The following is a 17,432-nucleotide window of genomic DNA, read 5'->3' on the forward strand; positions in this document are numbered from 1 at the left end:
TCGCAGGTAGATTGCAATCCTAGATAAATAAACTATTGTATCACCCAAGGGATGGCGAGGCTGGGTTGTGATGGCCTCCGGTGAGACGGACAAAAGCGATGGCACGAGACACAGCCGACATGAACGGTCGCGGAACCCGCACGATGGAAAACATCGCCTACATCCGCCAGATGCTCGCCGAGTTGCGGCTGGTCGCCGAAAATGAAGGCGCCGAGATGCTGTGTTACCTGATCGAGATGGCCTATGTCGAAGCTGGCGATGTCCAGTCCGGGCGCCGTGCGCTCTCAATCCATCATGCTCAGCGAGACAAACCCTCCGGCATGTCGCTCTAGCCGTCCGGCAATGTCGAGCTCCAGCAGGACCAAATAGACCGAGGACGCCGGCAAGGCCGTGTGGCGGATGATATCGTCGATCTCGACGGGTGTCGGCCCCAGCGCCTGCACGATGACGAGCCGTTCATCATCATTCGGCGGAGGCGCGAGCGGTCGATCCCCCGCCTCGTCGGCAGGCTCGTCTGCCTCGTTCGGACTGAACAGATCGAGTTCGGAGACCGGCGCCAGCGCCTGCAGCACATCCTGTGGTCTGGTGGTGACGGTCGCACCGTCTTTGAGCAAGCCGTTTGTACCCTCGCAGCGCGGATCGAGAGGTGAGCCGGGAACCGCAAACACCTGTCGGCCAAACTCCCCCGCGAGCCTTGCAGTGATCAGCGAACCCGAGCGCGCTGCCGCCTCAATGACCACCACGCCGAGAGCCACACCCGCGATCAACCGGTTGCGCCTTGGAAAATCGCGCGCCCGCGGTTCCCAGCCGAAGGGCATTTCGGAAATTGCGAGGCCGCGACCGCTGCAGATTTGGTCCAGAAGATCGATATTCTCGGGAGGGTAGGGCTGGTCGAGCCCGCCCGCCATGGCCGCGATCGTGCCGGTGTCGAGGCTGGCTCGATGAGCTGAGGCATCAATGCCGCGGGCAAGGCCTGACACGATCGTGTAGCCGGCACGCCCGATCTCCCCCGCCATCATGGCTGCAAACTTGGCGCCGCTGATCGAGGCATTGCGCGATCCGACAATGCCGACGGCCGGAAGGCTCGCGACCTCGAGGTCGCCCTTGGCGGCAATCAGGGGAGGGGCGGCATCGATCTGTCTAAGTGCGGCCGGATAGTCGGGCTCGCCGATGCCAATGAAGCGGGCGCCGAAGCGAGTGGCCGTGTCGATTTCGCGCTCGGCCTCACCGACGGTTGCGATGCGAATGCTGCGGGTCGATCCACCCCGCCTCGAAAGCTCGGGAAGAGCCTCTATTGCCGTCTCGGCCGAGCCGAAGTGGTTGATCAGGTCCCGGAAAGTGGCGGGGCCGACATTGTCGCTGCGGATCAGCCTTAGCCAGGCGATCCGCTGGCGGTCCGTCAGCGCAATCCCTTTTCGTCTTGCGCCGCCTGACCCCATGGCTCTCCTCTAGCCCTTTTTGCCGATCTTGCTTTCCGTTCCCGCGATCAGCCGCCCGATATTCTCTTTGTGACGCCAGTAGGTGATGACGGTCATGACCGCCGTCACGATTGCGGCTTCTTCAACCCCAAGTATCCACAATGCAACCGGAATGACAAGTGTGGCGACGAGTGCGGACAACGAAGAGTAGCGGGTGATGAAGGCGACGGAGAGCCAGACGATGGCGAAGACAAGCACCATCAGTGGGGCAACGCCGAGCAGCGTGCCGATATAGGTCGCGACACCCTTCCCGCCCTTGAAACCCAGCCAGACCGGGAAGAGGTGACCTATGAAGGCCGCGAACCCGCCGAACAGCGCTGCATTGTGGCCGAATATCGCGTGAGCGATCAGTGCAGCAGCCGTGGCCTTCAGCGCATCTAGAAGCAGCGTCGCGGCCGCGAGCTTCTTGTTGCCGGTACGAAGGACGTTTGTTGCGCCAATATTGCCCGAGCCGATAGAACGGAGATCGCCGAGGCCCGCCATCTTGGTCAGCACCAGGCCGAAGGGGAGGGAGCCGAGCAGGTAGCCGAACAGGAGGACAATGGCGAGGTTGCCCCAGCCGAGGGCGGAAATGTCGATCATGGGTATCCCTGTCCCCTTTGGTCTAGAGCGAGTGGACGCACTGGCCTGCAACATAGGTTGCAACGGCCCGGCCCGAGAAGCGCGCATCTTCGAAAGGCGTGTTCTTCGAGCGTGCAAGAAGACTGTCGCGCGACACAAGCCACGGCTCGTCGAGATCGACAAGCGCGATGTCGCCGTGAGCTCCCGGCTTCAGCGTGCCACCGGGAAGGCCGAAGATTTCAGCTGGCCTCGTCGACATGGCATCGATGAGCCGCATCAGCGGCACCTGGCCTGCATGGTGTAGACGAAGGGCTGCCGAGAGCATGGTCTCCAGGCCGATTGCGCCATCGGCGGCCTCGCCGAAAGGCAGGCGCTTGGTATCGACGTCCTGAGGATCATGCGAGGAAACGATGATGTCTATCTGGCCCTTGGCCAGCGCATCGACCATCGCCATGCGATCGTCTTCCGAGCGCAGCGGCGGATAGAGCTTGAAGAAGGTCCTGTATTCGCCGATGTCGTTTTCGTTCAGGCTCAGGTGATTGATCGAGATGCCGCAGGTGACCTTGGCGCCGCGCTTGCGCCCGAGTTCGATAGCCTCGACCGATTCCGGGATCGAGATCTGCGAGGCATGATACTTGGCCCGCGTCAGCGCCGCGATCCTGAGATCGCGCTCCAGCGGAATGAGTTCGGTCTCGCGCGGAATACCGCCGAGCCCGAGCCAGCTTGCGAGCAGTCCCTCGTTCATGACGCCATTGGCAGCCAGATACTTCTCCCGCGTTTCGAGCGCGATCACGGCGCCGAATTCGCGGGCGTAGGTCATCGCACGGCGCAGCACCTGCGTATCGTTCAGCCCGTAGCGGCCATTGGTGAAAGCAATCGCGCCGGCCTGCTGCAACAGACCCATTTCGGTCATCTCGGCGCTGGTCATGCCCTTGGTCAGAGCGGCTGCCGGATAGACGTTGACGCTTGCCGTATCACGCGCCGTCTTCTTGACGAACTCGACGAGCGCGATGTCGTCGATGACGGGATCCGTCTCCGGCATCATGATGAAGGAGGTGATGCCACCGGCCGCTGCCGCCCGGCTTGCCGACGCAATCGTCTCGCGATGTTCGGCACCCGGTTCGCCAACGAAGACGCGGGCATCGACGAGCCCCGGAGCGGCGGTCAGCCCGCGGCAGTCTCGGATCTCCGCACCTTCGGGTGACCCCTGGTTCTGGGCATCGGCGCCAGAAGCGAGGATCAGCCCGTCATGACCGACGATAATGGTGCCGACTTCGTCGAGCGTGCGTGAGGGGTCGACGATCCGGACATTCTTGAGAACGAGAGGCTTTCTCATGCGCCCATTCCCTCCGAACGCGGTCCCTGGTTCTGCGAGACCAGCAGCGTCTCCATCACGGCCATCCGCACGGCGACGCCCATTTCCACCTGGCTTTCAATCACGCTCTGCGGACCGTCGGCGACTTCAGACGCTATCTCGACGCCACGGTTCATCGGACCCGGATGCATTACAAGCGCATCCTCCTTGGCTGCCTTCAGCTTTTCGGAGTCGAGCCCGTAGAAATGGAAATACTCACGCACCGAAGGAACGAAGGAGCCGGACATGCGCTCGCGCTGCAGACGCAGCATCATCACGACATCAGCATCTTTGAGACCTTCCTTCATGTCGTGGAAGACCTCGCAGCCCATGTCGGCGATGCCGGCGGGCAGAAGCGTCGCCGGTGCCACGACCCGGACGCGGGCGCCCATGGCATTGAGCAGCAGGATGTTGGAGCGCGCGACGCGCGAATGCAGGACGTCACCGCAGATCGCGACGATGATGCGCGACAGCTTGCCCTTGGCACGGCGGATGGTGAGCGCATCGAGCAGCGCCTGGGTCGGATGCTCGTGCTGCCCGTCACCGGCATTGACCACCGAGCAGGCGACCTTTTGCGACAGAAGCGCGGCAGCGCCCGCCGAAGAATGGCGCACCACGAGCACATCAGGCCGCATGGCGTTCAGCGTCATGGCCGTGTCGATCAGCGTCTCACCCTTTTTGACGGATGAATTTCCGACCGACATGTTCATTACGTCGGCGCCAAGGCGTTTGCCAGCCAGCTCGAACGAGGCTTGCGTCCGCGTCGAGGCTTCGAAAAAGAGGTTGATCTGGGTGAGGCCCCTCAGCGTGGAAGTCTTCTTCTCCCGCTGGCGGCTGATTTTGACGGCTTCGTCTGCCTTGTCCAACAGGAACGTGATGTCCTGCTCGGTAAGGCCCTTGATGCCGATGAGATGGCGATGGGGAAAGAAGACCATGGACGTCCTCCTGAGATGTCACGCGGTCTATAAAGTGTGGGATCGGACCCGGCAAGCACATGCTAGGTGGATTGACGCACGGTCCCCATGTAATAGGAGCGAATGGACGGTAGGGAACATCGGCGGTTTCGCCCTGGATGCTCCAACCGTAATGGATGACGAAGACGAAGCGTTGGCGAGCCAGCGCATGTCTCCTCTCAAGATCGGCAGGATTGATGAACCGGACTGAAGAAAAACTCGCAGCGCTGAACCAGCCCAAGCCCTGGTCCGGCATCAATGCCTACCGCGCCGATCCGCTCCTTGTCGATCTGACCTCGTCGCTGTCACGCCCCCTGCGCGAGGAATACGACGTCATTGGCAAATACGTGACTTCGCCGGAAGCACAGGAGCTGGCGCGCATGGCGAATGCCAGCCCGCCGCAGCTGAGAACCCATGGCGTACGCGGCGAACGTCTCGACGTCGTCGAGTTTCATCCAGCCTGGCATGCCCTGATGCGCCGTTCGATGGCGTCGGGCCTGCATTCTTCCGTCTGGGAAAATGCGCCGGAAGCCCGTGGCCATGAACACAAGGCCCGTGCCGTCCGCTTCTTCCTGACGGCCCAGCTCGAATCGGGCCATCTTTGCCCACTCACCATGACCAGCGCTTCGGTCGCAGCCCTTGTCGCATCGCCGGCTGTCCAGAAGGAATGGACACCACGTATCCTGTCGCGAAAATACGACAGCAGCAACAAGCCGCCGATGCAGAAGAGTGCCGTTACCATCGGCATGGGCATGACCGAAAAGCAGGGCGGCACGGATGTCCGCGCCAACACCACGACCGGCGAACGGGTGGGCGAGGGGATCTACCGTCTGGCTGGCCACAAGTGGTTCATGTCGGCCCCGATGAGCGACGCCTTCGTCATGCTCGCCCAGACCAAGGATGGCATGGGCTGCTTCCTGGTGCCGCGCCTGCTCGAAGACGGTTCTGCCAACGGGCTGGAATTCCAGCGCCTGAAGGACAAGCTCGGCAATCGCTCCAACGCCTCTTCCGAGGTCGAATTCTCCGAGACCTTCGGTTTCCTGCTCGGCACGCCCGGCGATGGCGTACGCACTATCCTCGACATGGTGACGCTGACGCGCCTTGACTGCGCGCTTTCCTCTGCCGGCATTATGCGTGCCTCGATGGCCGAAGCCGTGCATCACGTGCGCGGCCGCGCGGTCTTCGGCAAAAACCTCATCGACCAGCCGATGATGACCCGTGTCCTGGCCGATATGGCGCTTGATGTTGCAGCAGCCACCGCACTTGCCTTCCGCTTGGCTGACAGCTTCGACAAGGCGCGGGAAAGCCCCATTGATGCGGCCTATGCCCGCGTCATGACGCCGGTCGCCAAATACTGGATCTGCAAGATCGCCCCCGGGCTGATCTACGAGGCCATGGAATGCATCGGCGGCAACGGTTATGTCGAGGAGCGCCCGATCGCCCGGCATTATCGCGAAGCACCGGTCAATGCGATCTGGGAAGGTTCCGGCAATGTCATGGCGCTCGATGTTCTGCGCGTGCTGAGCCGCGGCAAGGATCTCTTCGAAACGCTGTTTGCCGGGCTTGAGCGCGATCTCGGCCCCTCCGGCAAGAAGACCGTCGAAGTCTTGCGTGCTGCAACGGCGCTTGCGGAACGCGACGAAGCCGCCGGCCGTCTGCTCATCGAGCAGCTGGCGCTCGCGGCCGGTGCCGCCGAGCTCTACCGGCTGGGTGCCGGCAAGATCGCCGATGCCTTCCTCGAATCACGTCTCGCCGGTGGCTGGCGCCATACCTATGGCGTGCTCGATGCGCGTTTCGATTCGCGTTACGTGCTCGATCTTCTCTATCCGCCGGCTGCCTGACCGGCGAGATAGAGCACGACGGGGATGGTGAAGAAGGCAGCGACGGTCTGCACGGTGGCCGCTGCCGCATAGAGATCGGCATCGCCACCCATCTGCTTGGCGAGCACATAGCCATTCATGGCGGTCGGAACCGCGGCACCCAGCGCGATCATCACGAGGATTTCGCCTGAGAGACCGAAGGCAAGCGCGAGCAGCACTGCGACGGCCGGGAACACCAGGAGCTTCAGCACGACCGTCATCAACACGCTCGGCCTCGGTTTGAGGGCATCCGCGACACGCAGACCTGCGCCGACGGTCACTAGACCCAGCCCGAGCGAAGCGCTGGCAATCAGGTCGACCGCGGTCATGACAGGTGCGTAGATCGAAATCCCTGCAAAATTCACGAGCACACCCAGCAAGGCACCGATGATGATCGGATTGGTGATGATCCTGACGACGAAGGTCTTCAGACCCCGACTCTTGCCGGAGAACCAGACCATCACCCCGACATTGATGAGGTTGAGCGGTATGATGATCGACGCCATGATGATGGCGATGACGGACAGGCCCATCTGTCCCGTCAACTTCTCCGCAATGGCGAGCGCCATGAAGCCGTTCCAGCGCGTCGATGTCTGGAATACCGAGGTGTAGGAAGGTTCGCTCATGCCGCGCGACTTGAGAAGCGGCCAGATCGCAAGAACGAGTGCGGTCATGACACCGACCGCGAGCAGGGAAACCAGTCCGACGCTACCGCTGTCGAGTGCCGAGAAGTCCGTGGTCGACAGTGTCTGGAAGAGCAGCGCCGGAAACAAAACGAAATAGCCGAACTGCTCCAGCCCGCTCCAGAAGCTCTCGTTGATGAGCGTGGTGCGCTTCAACACGACGCCGAGAATCACGAGCAGGAAGATCGGCAGAATGCTTTCGAATATGATGAGCATGGCGGGTCCTGGATGGCGGGCAGGGGAGGGGTAGTCCTGGCACCCCCTGCTTTCAATCGAAAATCGTGTCCCGACGACATTTTCGGCCAAGTGGCTGTAACTGCTCATCCACAGGCGGCGTTAACCTTAACAAAGGGTTTACGTTGCGTGTTCGTGCCGAACAGGCCACCTTTTGCACGGGACAGACGTTAAAGGGTGAAGTGGTGACGGACGCGCTTGTTGCACGACCGGTGGCAACCATCATGATGATGGTATTTTTCTCGGGGCTGGCGCTCGATATCGCCTTCCCGGCCGCCGTGCTGACCGTCATGGCTTCCCTGAAATGGCTGGTGGAAAACTGGCCGGCGACAAATGATTTGTCGTTCGATCAAAAGGCGGAAACGGCATGAAGACACTTCTGCTCTTGTGGGCTTTGCCCATCACGATCCTGGGCGCCTGGTACGGTCTGTCCTACTACAACATGAGCTTCGGCATCTTCATGCTGACGCGGGACGCCCATGATCTGGTCTTCCAGATCTATGGCAACGTCCTCGGCATTGCGCCCGAAACAATCCCGCCGCTGGTGCTGCGCGCGATCATCGTCGATAGCCTGATTCTGTTTGCGATCATCGGCTTTCGCCGCCGCAAGCAGATCAAGGCCTGGTGGGCCGCCCGTCAGGCGAAGTCGGCGGAATTATCCGAGGTGCGGGCAAGCCCGGAGAGCCTGTCGAGCGCTCCCTGAAGAATGAAGCTCGCAGCGGCGGAATCGATCCGCTCGCTGCGCTTGGCCCTGGAGACATCCATTTCCAGAAGCGCTCTTTCGGCCGCGACCGTCGACAGCCGCTCGTCCCAGTAGACGAAGGGGATATCGGTCTTTTCCGACATCGAGCGCACGAAGGCCCGTGTCGCCTGGACGCGAGGGCCCGACGAACCATCCATGTTGACCGGCAGGCCGATGACGAAGGCGGCAATCTTCTCCTTCGCCGCAAAGGCGAGCAGAACCTCCGCGTCCTGCGTGAATTTCACCCGCTTGATCACGGGGCGAGGGGTGGCAAAGCGCCGGCCGAGATCGGATGCCGAAAGCCCGATTGTCTTCGTTCCCAGGTCGAGCCCCGCGATCGCCTCGCCGGGTTTCAACCGTTCTGCCAGTTCCTCGATCGTCAGCGTGGCCATCTTGTCTCGCCGATCAACGCTTGCGTACGAATTCGGTTCTGAGCACCAGACCCTTGATCCCGTCAAAGCGGCAGTCGATTTCCTCGGCATCATCCGTCAGCCTGATCGAGCGGATAACCGTGCCCTGCTTCAGCGTCTGGCCGGCACCCTTCACCTTGAGATCCTTGATCAGCACCACCGAATCGCCATCGGCAAGTTCGGTCCCGGACGCGTCACGGGCGACGGGCTTGGCGGCCGCGGCTGCCGCTGCCACTTCGGACGCTGGACGCCATTCGCCGGTCGCCTCGTCATACACGTAGTCGTCATCGGCCATGGTGGTTCCTTTCTTGCACTCAGCGCTACGGCTGTCATGCTGGTCGCTTAGACCAGCATAGGCATAGAAGCAACTCGGCGCGACCGTTGCCGACGGAGCGCCTCGCCATATATTGCGAACGATATCAAGGACCGGAGACTCAACGCATGAAAATCACCTGGCTCGGCCACGCCGCCTTCCGTCTCGACTCGGCCAAGGCCTCGATCCTTATCGATCCCTTCCTCACCCATAATCCTGGCTTCGCAGGTCTCGACCGCAAGGACATGACCAAGGGTGTGACGCACATCCTGCTCACCCACGGTCACGGCGACCATGTCGGCGATACGGTGCAGCTAGCGCAGGAAACCGGCGCCACGGTGCTTGCCAATGCCGATCTCGCCGCCTGGCTTGGATCCAAGGGTGTCGACAAGCTGGAAATGGGCAACACCGGCGGCACCATCCATTTCGAGGGCTTTACGGTGACCTTCACCAATGCGCTGCATTCCTCCGCTCAGATCACCGAAGACGGCGTGTCGCACGCGCTTGGCAACGCCAACGGCCTGATGCTGCATTTCGACGACGAAGCTTCAGTGCTCCACATGGGCGACACCGATATCTTTTCCGACATGAAGCTGATCCACGAATTGCACCAGCCCGATGTCGGAATCGTCCCGATCGGCGACCGCTTCACCATGGGCGGTGCAGTGGCAGCACTGGCCTGCCAGCGCTTCTTCGACTTCAAGACGGCGATCCCCTGCCACTACGGGTCCTTCCCGATCATCGACCAGACGCCGGAGAAATTTGTCGCCGGCATGGATGGAACGCGCACCCGTGTGGCGACTCCGCAGGCCGGCACGGCCATCGAGGTCTGACAAACCCCGTTGCCTCAGCGCTTGACGGCCATTATAGCGAAGAAAACAGCTTATCCGGAGAATGCCATGTCTGTTGACCTCGCCACCGTCAAGCGCGTCGCGCGCCTTGCCCGCATCGCTGTCAGCGAAGAGGATGCCGCACGCATGACCGGAGAATTGAATGGCATTCTCGGTTTCGTCGAGCAGTTGAACGAAGTGGACGTGACCGGTGTCGAGCCGATGACCTCGGTGACCCCCATGGCCATGAAGAAGCGTGAAGATGTCGTCACCGACGGCAACAAGGCCGACGACATCGTCGCCAATGCGCCGGCCACCGATCGCAATTTCTTCCAGGTGCCGAAGGTCGTCGAATAAGACGCCTGACCGAACCCTGAGCGCCTCCCGATTATCAGGGCCTGCCGGCCCACCGACAGTTTGAAGTGAACCTGCCATGAGCGAATTGATCAGCCTCACCATCGCCGAAGCCCGCGCGAAACTCGCCGCCAAGGAGATCAAGGCCGTCGAACTGACGGACGCCTATCTCGCCGCGATTGAGGGTGCGAATACCGATCTGAACGCCTATGTCGCCGTGACCCCGGATGTCGCTCGTGAGATGGCGAAGGCATCCGACGCCCGCATCGCAGACGGCAAGGCCGGCGTGCTCGAAGGCATTCCGCTCGGCGTCAAGGATCTTTACGCCACCCGCGACGTGCATACCCAGGCCTGCAGCCACATCCTCGACGGCTTCAAGCCGAAGTATGAATCGACCGTGACCCAGAACCTCTGGGATGCCGGCGCCGTTATGCTCGGCAAGCTCAACATGGACGAATTCGCCATGGGCTCGTCGAACGAGAGCTCCTATTACGGTCCTGCCGTTAACCCGTGGAAGGCCAAGGGGTCGGATGAGAAGCTGGTTCCAGGCGGCTCCTCCGGTGGCTCTGCTGCAGCCGTTGCCGCGCATCTCTGCGCCGGTGCCACGGCAACCGACACCGGCGGCTCGATCCGCCAGCCGGCTGCTCTCACCGGCACCGTCGGCATCAAGCCGACTTACGGCCGCTGCTCGCGTTTCGGCATCGTCGCATTTGCCTCGTCGCTCGATCAGGCCGGTCCCATCGCCCGCGACGTCCGCGATGCTGCGATCCTTCTGAAATCCATGGCCAGCGTTGACCCGAAGGACACGACTTCTGTCGACCTGCCAGTTCCGGACTACGAAAAGGCCATCGGCGGCTCGGTGAAGGGCATGAAGATCGGCATTCCCAAGGAATACCATATCGAAGGCATGTCAGAAGAGGTCCTGGCCCTCTGGCAGCAGGGCATTGCCTGGCTCAAGGAGGCCGGCGCCGAGATCGTCGACATTTCCCTGCCGCACACGAAATACGCGCTGCCGGCCTATTACATCGTGGCACCCGCCGAAGCCTCGTCGAACCTCGCCCGCTATGACGGCGTTCGTTACGGTCTGCGCGTCGACGGCAAGGACATCGTCGACATGTACGAGAAGACCCGGGCCGCAGGCTTCGGCAAGGAAGTCCAGCGCCGCATCATGATCGGGACCTATGTGCTGTCTGCCGGCTATTACGACGCCTACTATCTGAAGGCCCAGAAGGTCCGCACGCTGATCAAGCGCGACTTCGAACTCGCCTTCGAAGCCGGCGTCGACGCAATCCTGACGCCGATCACGCCGTCGTCTGCCTTTGCGATCGGCGACAAGGAACTCGCGGCCGATCCGGTCAAGATGTACCAGCAGGACGTCTTCAGCATCACGCTGAACATGGCCGGTCTGCCGGGCATCTCGGTTCCCGCCGGCCTCGATGCCAAGGGCCTACCACTCGGTCTTCAGGTCATCGGCAAGCCCTTCGAGGAGGAAACCCTCTTCAAAACGGCTCATGTCATCGAACAGGCTGCCGGCAAGTTCACGCCGGCCAAGTGGTGGTAAAGGACTTCGTCATCCGTGACATGACAGCGGCCGATGCGGACAGCGTCGGCCGCGTCGGTTTCGACGCCTGGGCTGCGAACCCCGTGCTGAATGCCTTCGGCGTCGACATGATGGTTCGCATTCGCCTGAGCTTCCGCCGTTTTGCCCAGGAGCATTACAGCCTGATCACCGTCGGCGAGCTCGGCGACGAGATTGCTGGCTGGATCGCCCGTGACGGTGCGCGCGACTACATCTCCGATCTCTGGGTGAGCCCCGCCCATCAGGGTCTCGGCATCGGCTCGGCGCTCGTCTCGAGGCTCCTGCGCGAGATGCGCGCCGAAGGTTTGAAGCGAGCGCGGATTGACACGCATGCCGCCAACGAAGGCGCAATCCGGCTTTACAAGGATCTGGGCTTCACTATCTTCTGGCGCGGCATGCAGAATTCGCCGTCCATGGGAATGGCGGTCGACAAGGTGAAGATGCAGCTGGTGTTTTGACCCTCAGTCTTCCGATGGCGGATAAAGCAAGCGCTGATGGAGAACTGTCACTATGTCGAGTTGTGCGGTTGAGACCATTCGATAAATGATCGTGTAGGGGAGCCCGTGCACCGGAAACTCGCGAGTGCCGGCGACAGAACCCGGTCGGCAGAGCATCGGATAATGCCCAAGTGTTTCGGTGGCCTGTCGAAGACGCGACAGAATCCTGTCGGCAGCAAGTTTGTCTCGGTCGGAGATATACGCATGAATGGCGATCAGATCTGCATTCGCTTGTGGTGAGAACTTAACGTTCAAAGCCAAAGCGCTCCCAAACCTCGGCGGCCGGGATCATCGTTTCTCGATCCTCGCACTGCTTGAGGGCGTTGGTTATCTTCTTCACCTTCCAGGCTTCATGTTCTGCCGGAGACGCGTTCGCAGACTGCGGAGCGAAGTCGATGTCTTCTGGATCTTTTGATTTCGGTTTAGCCATAGAAGGACAATAGCGCAACTTGGAATCGGGGCCAACTGGATCGATGCGGGCCGGCATCGCGTTCGGCGGTGCCGGCCGCAAGCTCACCTATTATTCAGCTCGGCCCTGACGAGCCTCAAGCCTCGTTCGGTAATCCGATAGGGCTTGCCCTCTTTCGAGCTGATCGCCTTCAGGCGTTTCAGCCTGCGGAAAAGCTCGAGGTCGAAGCCGGGATAAATCCAGCCGTCGCGGGAGAAGCACAAGGCCTTATAGATCTTGCGTCTCTCGTCGCGGTGGAGTTCGATCCAGCCGCCTTGGGCCATGAGATGAAGGATACGCTGGTCTGAGCGTGAAATGTCCATGATGAGATGTCCGGAGAAACGCGCTGCGTAGCGCGCATGAAAACGGGTCCGGCGCCTGAAGGCGTCGGGGCTTCGTTTTCTGGCCCTGGCCGATCGCTCCCTCGAAGGGGCGCGGGCAGGGCCTTTACCGGGTCTCGGACAAACCGAACATCAAAACTCCTGTAGACGGTGTCCTCATATCACGACGCACCGCGGGGCGTCGATGACCGCAATGTCACACGCTCTGGCCAAGAATCATCACCGATGTTTTACTGTCGCCAACAAAGAGGTGAGGATGGTCACGATCCGCAAGGCACGACAGGACGATGCAAGGCTGCTGACGGAGATCGGCATGCGCGCCTGGCGCAAGGCCATGGCGTCCGTCGGCGAGGCGGAGGAAATGGCGGCCAATGCACGGGACGCTTTTGCGCGCTTCGCGGAAGACGGCTGGATCACCATAACTGTCGTCGAAGTCTCCGGCGTGCCCGCCGGTTGGGCGGCGCGCGAAGACATGGATGAAAACATCACCGATTTCTGGATCGAGCCGGATCTGGAAGGCCAGGGGCTCGGCACTGCCTTGCTTGAGGCGGTCGAGGATGAACTCAGGGCACAAGGCATCCCGCTCGCCCGCCTTCAGACCCATGCGATGAACAGCGATGCACTGAAGTTTTTCGAAAGAAAGGGTTACCAGGTGAACTGGCTGACCGTCAGCTATAATCCCAAGCTCGATCGCGACGTGCAGTCCGTTGGCCTTTCCAAATCGCTGTCTGAAGCCGGCGGCAGCGGCTATGGCCAGGAATTCTAAATCCGCCGGTTAAGAAGTAGAGCAGCCTCGTCCACCGCCTGAAGGACTGCATCTGGAACGAGCGCGATCAGCAGGACGATGGTGAGGTGCAGCCCCGCCATCAGCGGCAGCAGTACAGGGAAAGCCCCTTTCCGCGTCTTGTGACGCAGGAGCCGCTGACAGGCGAAGGCACCCAGGCCGCCGCCGAAAACCGCAAGCAGGATGAGGGTATCTTCCCGCACGCGCCAAGCCCCTTGCGTCGCCGCCATCTTGTCGAAGGCATAGACGAGGAACACGATCCCGTTCCAAAGGGCAAAGATCGCAAGCAGGGTGAGGATGGCATCGATTGTCATGTCGACCGAAGTCTACTCGGTCTTTCTGCCTTTTCCGTCAACGGAGGGTCGCGTTGCCAACATCCCACAAGTCTTGCACCTTCTGCGCAATTGCTCTACCTCACGAGGCAACACGTCCACGCATGACACGAGCATCAGATGACCCTGGTAGACACCCGCACACCCGATCCGAAACGCTTCATTCCCGGTGCCACCGGTGATTGGGAAGTCATTATCGGCATGGAGGTCCATGCCCAGGTGCGGTCGAATTCCAAGCTGTTCTCCGGCGCTTCGACGGTCTTCGGCAATGCGCCGAATTCCAACGTTTCGCTCGTCGATGCCGCCATGCCTGGCATGCTGCCCGTGATCAACGAGGAATGCGTGGCCCAGGCCGTGCGCACCGGTCTTGGCCTCAAGGCCCAGATCAACAAGCGCTCGATCTTCGACCGCAAGAACTACTTCTATCCGGACCTGCCGCAGGGCTACCAGATCTCGCAGTTCAAGGATCCGATCGTCGGCGAAGGCAAGATCATCATCTCGCTCGGACCCGACCGCCAGGGCAATTTCGAGGATATCGAGATCGGCATCGAACGCCTGCATCTGGAACAGGATGCCGGCAAGTCGATGCACGACCAGCATCCGACCATGTCCTATGTCGACCTGAACCGCTCGGGCGTCGCCTTGATGGAAATCGTGTCGAAGCCTGACATGCGCTCCTCGGACGAAGCCAAGGCCTACATGACCAAGCTGCGCTCGATCGTGCGTTACCTCGGTACCTGCGACGGCAACATGGACGAGGGCTCGATGCGCGCCGACGTCAACGTCTCCGTACGCAAGCCGGGTGGCGAATTCGGCACGCGCTGCGAGATCAAGAACGTCAACTCGATCCGCTTCATCGGCCAGGCCATCGAATACGAAGCCCGTCGCCAGATCGCGATCATCGAGGATGGCGGCACGATAGACCAGGAAACCCGTCTTTTCGATCCGGGCAGGGGCGAGACCCGCTCGATGCGCTCCAAGGAAGATGCGCATGACTATCGTTACTTCCCCGATCCGGACCTGCTGCCGCTCGAATTCGATGATGCCTATATCGAGAACCTGAAGAAGGATCTGCCAGAACTGCCCGACGACAAGAAGGCCCGTTTCGTGTCGGAGCTTGGTCTCTCCGTCTACGACGCGTCCGTGCTCGTCTCGGAAAAGGCAATCGCCGACTATTTCGAAGCCGTGGCAGAAGGCCGTGACGGCAAGACGGCCGCCAACTGGGTCATCAACGACCTACTGGGCGCCTTGAACAAAGCCGGCAAAGCCATTGAAGAGACTCCGGTTTCGCCCGCCCAGCTCGGCGGCATCATCGACCTCATCAAGGCCGAGACCATCTCCGGCAAGATTGCCAAGGACCTCTTCGAGATCGTCTGGAACGAGGGCGGCGATCCGGCCGAGATCGTCGAAGCGCGCGGCATGAAGCAAGTGACCGACACCGGCGCCATCGAAAAGGCTGTCGACGAGATCATCGCGGCCAACCCGGACCAAGTCGCCAAGGTGCTGGCCAAGCCGACGCTCGCCGGCTGGTTTGTCGGCCAGGTCATGAAGGCGACCGGCGGCAAGGCCAACCCCCAGGCGGTTCAGGCACTGGTCAAGGCCAAGCTTGGCCTGCCAGAGGAGTAAGCACCGGTGTTCTTCGTCCGTACGGCCAACGATCGGGATGTCGAACCGCTCCGCGCCCTGCTGACGCAGAGTTTCCACGCGACCTATGACCGGTTCTACGGACCGGCCAAGGTTGCCGAGTTGATCGCCGCCTGGCACTCGCCGGCCGAGATCAAGCGGCGCATCCACGTCAAAGGCGGCGAATATCTCGTCGCCGACGACGGCAAGCGGATCGGCGGCATGGCTTTTGCTGCGATCTCCGAAAAGCTGACCAAGACCGCAATCCTGCACCAGCTCTATGTGCATCCCGACCATCAGCGCCAAGGCATAGGTCGGGATCTCTTTGCCGAGATCGAGACCTGCTTCCCGGATGCTGAGATTTTGCGGCTTGAAGTCGAGCCGCAGAATGCCGGCGCCATCGCCTTCTACGAGGCGCATGATTTCGTCGAGGTCGACAGGACGAAGAATTGCGGCGGTCCCGACAGCGGGATCGAAGCGGTGATCATGGAAAAGCCGCTCAAGTGAGCGGCTTTCTTGTTGCTGGCGCAGGCGTCAGTTGAACGGCGGTTCGGTCACCGTGCCGTCCTCGTCGATCAACTGCACGGCGGTGCATTCGATCAATCCGCTCTCCTGTGCATTGCTGCAGGCAAGCTCGGCCGCCTTCAGTGCCAATTCCTTCGACTGCCAGCCGCAGGAAAACTGGTGCCAGTGCGGCCCGCCGTCCGCCATCATGAAGACATCGACGCTCCAATTGCCCGGATAGCAGACGGCATTCACCACGCAGGCCTCCACCGTCCCGCCGCCCTCGAGGCACTGTTTGACGGCGCAGTCGATGGCGCTGGCCGCATCCTTTTCCGCGCAGAGCCCCGAGCTCATCTCCGGTGCCTGCACATAGGCGATCGCCTTGCGCCCGCCCTCCTGAGCTTGAACCGCCACAGTCGAAAGCGTTACGCACAGAATAGTCAGAAATCGTCGCATGGCTGTCATCAAGAGGTCCCCCGGGATCGCTATGGAGAGCAAGACTAGCGCAATAGCGGGGGCAGCATGCAAGCGCATTCGACATGGATCCGGGAAGCCACCGAGAATGATCTGGAGGCGATCGTCTCCCTCTTCGTCGATGATCCCTTGGGCGGCCATGGCGACACGACCGATCCTGAGGCCTTGCCCTGTTATCGCGCCGCTTTTCGGAAGATTGCCGCGTCTCCAAACGAGACGCTCTATGTCGCGGAACTTGACGGTCAGGTGGTCGGTACCTTCCAGACGATGGTCACCACGACAATGACGGCGCGCGGCTCTTCCTCGCTGATCATTGAAGCGGTTCAGACCCGCGCTGACATGCGGGGCAGGGGCATTGGTGCCGCCATGATCGGTTTCGCCATCGAGAAAGCCCGCAGGGACGGCATGCGCCTCGTTCAGCTGACGTCAAATGCCGTGCGCAAGGATGCCCATCGTTTCTATGAGCGGCTCGGCTTCACACCTTCCCATATCGGCTTCAAGTTGAAGCTGAAATGACGGGGGTGCGACGGGGAATCACTGGACAAGCCGAGAGTGAGGCGGCATAAGCGACGAAGGATCGACAAGGCCGTCCTGCGGCCTGCGGTAATTGCCCAAGGATAAGACATGAAGCAGCTTCTCTTGCAGATCTTCACCTGGTGGAACGGTCAGACCATGGGGACCCGCTTCTTTACCTGGCGTCACGGCAAGCGCGTCGGCGAAGACGAGTTCGGCAATGTCTATTACGAAGGCCCGATGACGAGCTGGGGCCAGCCGAAGCGTTGGGTAATCTACAACGGTTATGCCGAAGCCTCGAAGATTTCTGCCGGCTGGCATGGCTGGATGCATTACCGCACCGACACGCCGCCGTCGCAGGAAGACTACAAGCCGCGTGAATGGGAAAAGGCGCATCGCCCGAACCAGACCGGCACGGCTGCCGCCTATCGCCCGCAGGGCTCGATTTCCGCCACCGGCGAGCGTCCGCGCGTCACCGGCGACTACGATGCCTGGACGCCGGGCAGCTGATACCCGATTTGGCCATAATCCGGCATTAGGGCCTCTATCGTGAGGCCCTTCTTGTG

General features: G+C 61.3%; 25 protein-coding genes. 13 read left to right on the forward strand and 12 right to left on the reverse strand.

Annotated elements, in window-relative coordinates:
* Positions 1–98 precede the first annotated feature (98 nt).
* A complete protein-coding gene (locus ACQKP1_RS08150; protein WP_427274880.1) occupies positions 99–332 on the forward strand; it encodes a hypothetical protein in 234 nt (77 codons plus the stop codon).
* On the opposite strand, the gene dprA is transcribed toward ACQKP1_RS08150, so the two are convergent.
* Genes dprA through ACQKP1_RS08170 form a run of 4 tightly spaced genes read right to left on the reverse strand, consistent with a single transcriptional unit; the run spans position 285 to position 4,328 of the window.
* Positions 285–1,439: a DNA-processing protein DprA gene (gene dprA / locus ACQKP1_RS08155; RefSeq protein WP_427274881.1), complete on the reverse strand. Its 1,155-nt coding sequence runs from the start codon at positions 1,437–1,439 to the stop codon at positions 285–287. The genes ACQKP1_RS08150 and dprA overlap by 48 nt on opposite strands.
* Positions 1,440–1,448: 9 nt before the next feature.
* Positions 1,449–2,060 (reverse strand): glycerol-3-phosphate 1-O-acyltransferase PlsY, encoded by a 612-nt coding sequence (gene plsY / locus ACQKP1_RS08160; protein WP_427274882.1) that lies wholly within the window; start codon positions 2,058–2,060, stop codon positions 1,449–1,451.
* A 22-nt stretch (positions 2,061–2,082) separates the two neighbouring features.
* Positions 2,083–3,375: a dihydroorotase gene (locus tag ACQKP1_RS08165; RefSeq protein WP_427274883.1), complete on the reverse strand. Its 1,293-nt coding sequence runs from the start codon at positions 3,373–3,375 to the stop codon at positions 2,083–2,085.
* Positions 3,372–4,328 (reverse strand): aspartate carbamoyltransferase catalytic subunit, encoded by a 957-nt coding sequence (locus ACQKP1_RS08170; RefSeq protein ID WP_427274884.1) that lies wholly within the window; start codon positions 4,326–4,328, stop codon positions 3,372–3,374. The genes ACQKP1_RS08165 and ACQKP1_RS08170 overlap by 4 nt, the downstream gene beginning before the upstream one ends.
* Positions 4,329–4,543: 215 nt before the next feature.
* Here ACQKP1_RS08170 and ACQKP1_RS08175 point away from each other — a divergent pair, with 215 nt between their 5' ends.
* Positions 4,544–6,187 (forward strand): acyl-CoA dehydrogenase family protein, encoded by a 1,644-nt coding sequence (locus ACQKP1_RS08175; protein WP_427274885.1) that lies wholly within the window; start codon positions 4,544–4,546, stop codon positions 6,185–6,187.
* On the opposite strand, the gene ACQKP1_RS08180 is transcribed toward ACQKP1_RS08175, so the two are convergent.
* Positions 6,169–7,104, reverse strand: a complete 936-nt coding sequence (locus ACQKP1_RS08180) for an AEC family transporter (protein WP_427274886.1) — start codon at positions 7,102–7,104, stop codon at positions 6,169–6,171. The genes ACQKP1_RS08175 and ACQKP1_RS08180 overlap by 19 nt on opposite strands.
* 200 nt (positions 7,105–7,304) lie before the next feature.
* On the opposite strand from ACQKP1_RS08180, the gene ACQKP1_RS08185 reads away from it, so the two are divergent.
* Complete coding sequence (locus ACQKP1_RS08185) at positions 7,305–7,493, forward strand: hypothetical protein (RefSeq protein WP_427274887.1); 189 nt, start codon at positions 7,305–7,307, stop codon at positions 7,491–7,493.
* Positions 7,490–7,825, forward strand: coding sequence for a DUF6105 family protein (locus ACQKP1_RS08190; RefSeq protein WP_427274888.1), 336 nt, complete (start codon positions 7,490–7,492; stop codon positions 7,823–7,825). Before ACQKP1_RS08185 ends, ACQKP1_RS08190 begins: the two co-directional genes overlap by 4 nt.
* Here ACQKP1_RS08190 and ruvX read toward each other — a convergent pair.
* Positions 7,759–8,256 carry a Holliday junction resolvase RuvX gene (gene ruvX / locus ACQKP1_RS08195; RefSeq protein ID WP_427274889.1) on the reverse strand — a complete coding sequence of 166 codons (498 nt, stop codon included), beginning with the start codon at positions 8,254–8,256 and terminating at the stop codon, positions 7,759–7,761. The genes ACQKP1_RS08190 and ruvX overlap by 67 nt on opposite strands.
* Before the next feature lie 13 nt (positions 8,257–8,269).
* Entirely contained in the window at positions 8,270–8,569 is a 300-nt protein-coding gene (locus tag ACQKP1_RS08200) for an alkylphosphonate utilization protein (protein ID WP_427274890.1), read from the reverse strand.
* 146 nt (positions 8,570–8,715) lie between these two features.
* Here ACQKP1_RS08200 and ACQKP1_RS08205 point away from each other — a divergent pair, with 146 nt between their 5' ends.
* From ACQKP1_RS08205 to ACQKP1_RS08220, 4 genes are all read left to right on the forward strand, one after another.
* Positions 8,716–9,420 carry a metal-dependent hydrolase gene (locus ACQKP1_RS08205; protein WP_203015152.1) on the forward strand — a complete coding sequence of 235 codons (705 nt, stop codon included), beginning with the start codon at positions 8,716–8,718 and terminating at the stop codon, positions 9,418–9,420.
* A gap of 66 nt (positions 9,421–9,486) precedes the next feature.
* Positions 9,487–9,774 carry an Asp-tRNA(Asn)/Glu-tRNA(Gln) amidotransferase subunit GatC gene (gene gatC / locus ACQKP1_RS08210; RefSeq protein ID WP_076395817.1) on the forward strand — a complete coding sequence of 96 codons (288 nt, stop codon included), beginning with the start codon at positions 9,487–9,489 and terminating at the stop codon, positions 9,772–9,774.
* A gap of 76 nt (positions 9,775–9,850) precedes the next feature.
* Entirely contained in the window at positions 9,851–11,332 is a 1,482-nt protein-coding gene (gene gatA / locus ACQKP1_RS08215) for an Asp-tRNA(Asn)/Glu-tRNA(Gln) amidotransferase subunit GatA (protein WP_427274891.1), read from the forward strand.
* Positions 11,333–11,352: 20 nt separating this feature from the next.
* Positions 11,353–11,808 carry a GNAT family N-acetyltransferase gene (locus ACQKP1_RS08220; protein ID WP_427274892.1) on the forward strand — a complete coding sequence of 152 codons (456 nt, stop codon included), beginning with the start codon at positions 11,353–11,355 and terminating at the stop codon, positions 11,806–11,808.
* Between the two features lie 3 nt (positions 11,809–11,811).
* On the opposite strand, the gene ACQKP1_RS08225 is transcribed toward ACQKP1_RS08220, so the two are convergent.
* The 3 genes from ACQKP1_RS08225 to ACQKP1_RS08235 are packed head-to-tail and all read right to left on the reverse strand — an operon-like array spanning position 11,812 to position 12,618.
* Positions 11,812–12,108, reverse strand: a complete 297-nt coding sequence (locus tag ACQKP1_RS08225; RefSeq protein ID WP_427274893.1) for a type II toxin-antitoxin system RelE/ParE family toxin — start codon at positions 12,106–12,108, stop codon at positions 11,812–11,814.
* Complete coding sequence (locus ACQKP1_RS08230; RefSeq protein WP_427274894.1) at positions 12,092–12,334, reverse strand: hypothetical protein; 243 nt, start codon at positions 12,332–12,334, stop codon at positions 12,092–12,094. The genes ACQKP1_RS08225 and ACQKP1_RS08230 overlap by 17 nt, the downstream gene beginning before the upstream one ends.
* Before the next feature lie 26 nt (positions 12,335–12,360).
* Complete coding sequence (locus ACQKP1_RS08235; RefSeq protein ID WP_427274895.1) at positions 12,361–12,618, reverse strand: YjhX family toxin; 258 nt, start codon at positions 12,616–12,618, stop codon at positions 12,361–12,363.
* Between the two features lie 274 nt (positions 12,619–12,892).
* On the opposite strand from ACQKP1_RS08235, the gene ACQKP1_RS08240 reads away from it, so the two are divergent.
* Positions 12,893–13,402: a GNAT family N-acetyltransferase gene (locus tag ACQKP1_RS08240; RefSeq protein ID WP_203015171.1), complete on the forward strand. Its 510-nt coding sequence runs from the start codon at positions 12,893–12,895 to the stop codon at positions 13,400–13,402.
* On the opposite strand, the gene ACQKP1_RS08245 is transcribed toward ACQKP1_RS08240, so the two are convergent.
* On the reverse strand, positions 13,399–13,734 hold the full coding sequence (locus tag ACQKP1_RS08245; protein WP_427274896.1) for a DUF1294 domain-containing protein: 336 nt from the start codon (positions 13,732–13,734) through the stop codon (positions 13,399–13,401). The genes ACQKP1_RS08240 and ACQKP1_RS08245 overlap by 4 nt on opposite strands.
* A 138-nt stretch (positions 13,735–13,872) precedes the next feature.
* Here ACQKP1_RS08245 and gatB point away from each other — a divergent pair, with 138 nt between their 5' ends.
* A complete protein-coding gene (gene gatB, locus ACQKP1_RS08250; protein WP_427274897.1) occupies positions 13,873–15,378 on the forward strand; it encodes an Asp-tRNA(Asn)/Glu-tRNA(Gln) amidotransferase subunit GatB in 1,506 nt (501 codons plus the stop codon).
* Positions 15,379–15,384: 6 nt separating this feature from the next.
* Positions 15,385–15,882 carry a GNAT family N-acetyltransferase gene (locus tag ACQKP1_RS08255; protein WP_054150669.1) on the forward strand — a complete coding sequence of 166 codons (498 nt, stop codon included), beginning with the start codon at positions 15,385–15,387 and terminating at the stop codon, positions 15,880–15,882.
* A gap of 27 nt (positions 15,883–15,909) precedes the next feature.
* Here ACQKP1_RS08255 and ACQKP1_RS08260 read toward each other — a convergent pair whose 3' ends face one another.
* On the reverse strand, positions 15,910–16,344 hold the full coding sequence (locus ACQKP1_RS08260) for a hypothetical protein (RefSeq protein WP_427274898.1): 435 nt from the start codon (positions 16,342–16,344) through the stop codon (positions 15,910–15,912).
* A 57-nt stretch (positions 16,345–16,401) separates the two neighbouring features.
* Between ACQKP1_RS08260 and ACQKP1_RS08265 the strand changes: the two genes are divergently transcribed.
* Positions 16,402–16,869, forward strand: coding sequence for a GNAT family N-acetyltransferase (locus ACQKP1_RS08265; RefSeq protein ID WP_427274899.1), 468 nt, complete (start codon positions 16,402–16,404; stop codon positions 16,867–16,869).
* 108 nt (positions 16,870–16,977) lie between these two features.
* Positions 16,978–17,376: an NADH:ubiquinone oxidoreductase subunit NDUFA12 gene (locus tag ACQKP1_RS08270; RefSeq protein ID WP_427274900.1), complete on the forward strand. Its 399-nt coding sequence runs from the start codon at positions 16,978–16,980 to the stop codon at positions 17,374–17,376.
* The last annotated feature ends 56 nt before the right edge of the window (positions 17,377–17,432 follow it).

This window comes from Allorhizobium sp. NPDC080224, assembly GCF_050281005.1.
Lineage (GTDB): Bacteria > Pseudomonadota > Alphaproteobacteria > Rhizobiales > Rhizobiaceae > Allorhizobium.

Coding starts and splice junctions, on each gene's coding strand:
- ACQKP1_RS08270 (WP_427274900.1), top strand. CDS start 16,978: ATGAAGCAGCTTCTCTTGCAGATCTTCACCTGGTGGAACGGTCAGACC.
- ACQKP1_RS08150 (WP_427274880.1), top strand. CDS start 99: ATGGCACGAGACACAGCCGACATGAACGGTCGCGGAACCCGCACGATG.
- gatB (WP_427274897.1), top strand. CDS start 13,873: ATGACCCTGGTAGACACCCGCACACCCGATCCGAAACGCTTCATTCCC.
- ACQKP1_RS08265 (WP_427274899.1), top strand. CDS start 16,402: ATGCAAGCGCATTCGACATGGATCCGGGAAGCCACCGAGAATGATCTG.
- ACQKP1_RS08230 (WP_427274894.1), bottom strand. CDS start 12,334: ATGCCGGCCCGCATCGATCCAGTTGGCCCCGATTCCAAGTTGCGCTAT.
- gatA (WP_427274891.1), top strand. CDS start 9,851: ATGAGCGAATTGATCAGCCTCACCATCGCCGAAGCCCGCGCGAAACTC.
- gatC (WP_076395817.1), top strand. CDS start 9,487: ATGTCTGTTGACCTCGCCACCGTCAAGCGCGTCGCGCGCCTTGCCCGC.
- ACQKP1_RS08180 (WP_427274886.1), bottom strand. CDS start 7,104: ATGCTCATCATATTCGAAAGCATTCTGCCGATCTTCCTGCTCGTGATT.
- plsY (WP_427274882.1), bottom strand. CDS start 2,060: ATGATCGACATTTCCGCCCTCGGCTGGGGCAACCTCGCCATTGTCCTC.
- dprA (WP_427274881.1), bottom strand. CDS start 1,439: ATGGGGTCAGGCGGCGCAAGACGAAAAGGGATTGCGCTGACGGACCGC.
- ACQKP1_RS08235 (WP_427274895.1), bottom strand. CDS start 12,618: ATGGACATTTCACGCTCAGACCAGCGTATCCTTCATCTCATGGCCCAA.
- ACQKP1_RS08260 (WP_427274898.1), bottom strand. CDS start 16,344: ATGACAGCCATGCGACGATTTCTGACTATTCTGTGCGTAACGCTTTCG.
- ACQKP1_RS08245 (WP_427274896.1), bottom strand. CDS start 13,734: ATGACAATCGATGCCATCCTCACCCTGCTTGCGATCTTTGCCCTTTGG.
- ACQKP1_RS08170 (WP_427274884.1), bottom strand. CDS start 4,328: ATGGTCTTCTTTCCCCATCGCCATCTCATCGGCATCAAGGGCCTTACC.
- ACQKP1_RS08220 (WP_427274892.1), top strand. CDS start 11,353: ATGACAGCGGCCGATGCGGACAGCGTCGGCCGCGTCGGTTTCGACGCC.
- ACQKP1_RS08165 (WP_427274883.1), bottom strand. CDS start 3,375: ATGAGAAAGCCTCTCGTTCTCAAGAATGTCCGGATCGTCGACCCCTCA.
- ACQKP1_RS08205 (WP_203015152.1), top strand. CDS start 8,716: ATGAAAATCACCTGGCTCGGCCACGCCGCCTTCCGTCTCGACTCGGCC.
- ACQKP1_RS08190 (WP_427274888.1), top strand. CDS start 7,490: ATGAAGACACTTCTGCTCTTGTGGGCTTTGCCCATCACGATCCTGGGC.
- ACQKP1_RS08175 (WP_427274885.1), top strand. CDS start 4,544: ATGAACCGGACTGAAGAAAAACTCGCAGCGCTGAACCAGCCCAAGCCC.
- ruvX (WP_427274889.1), bottom strand. CDS start 8,256: ATGGCCACGCTGACGATCGAGGAACTGGCAGAACGGTTGAAACCCGGC.
- ACQKP1_RS08200 (WP_427274890.1), bottom strand. CDS start 8,569: ATGGCCGATGACGACTACGTGTATGACGAGGCGACCGGCGAATGGCGT.
- ACQKP1_RS08240 (WP_203015171.1), top strand. CDS start 12,893: ATGGTCACGATCCGCAAGGCACGACAGGACGATGCAAGGCTGCTGACG.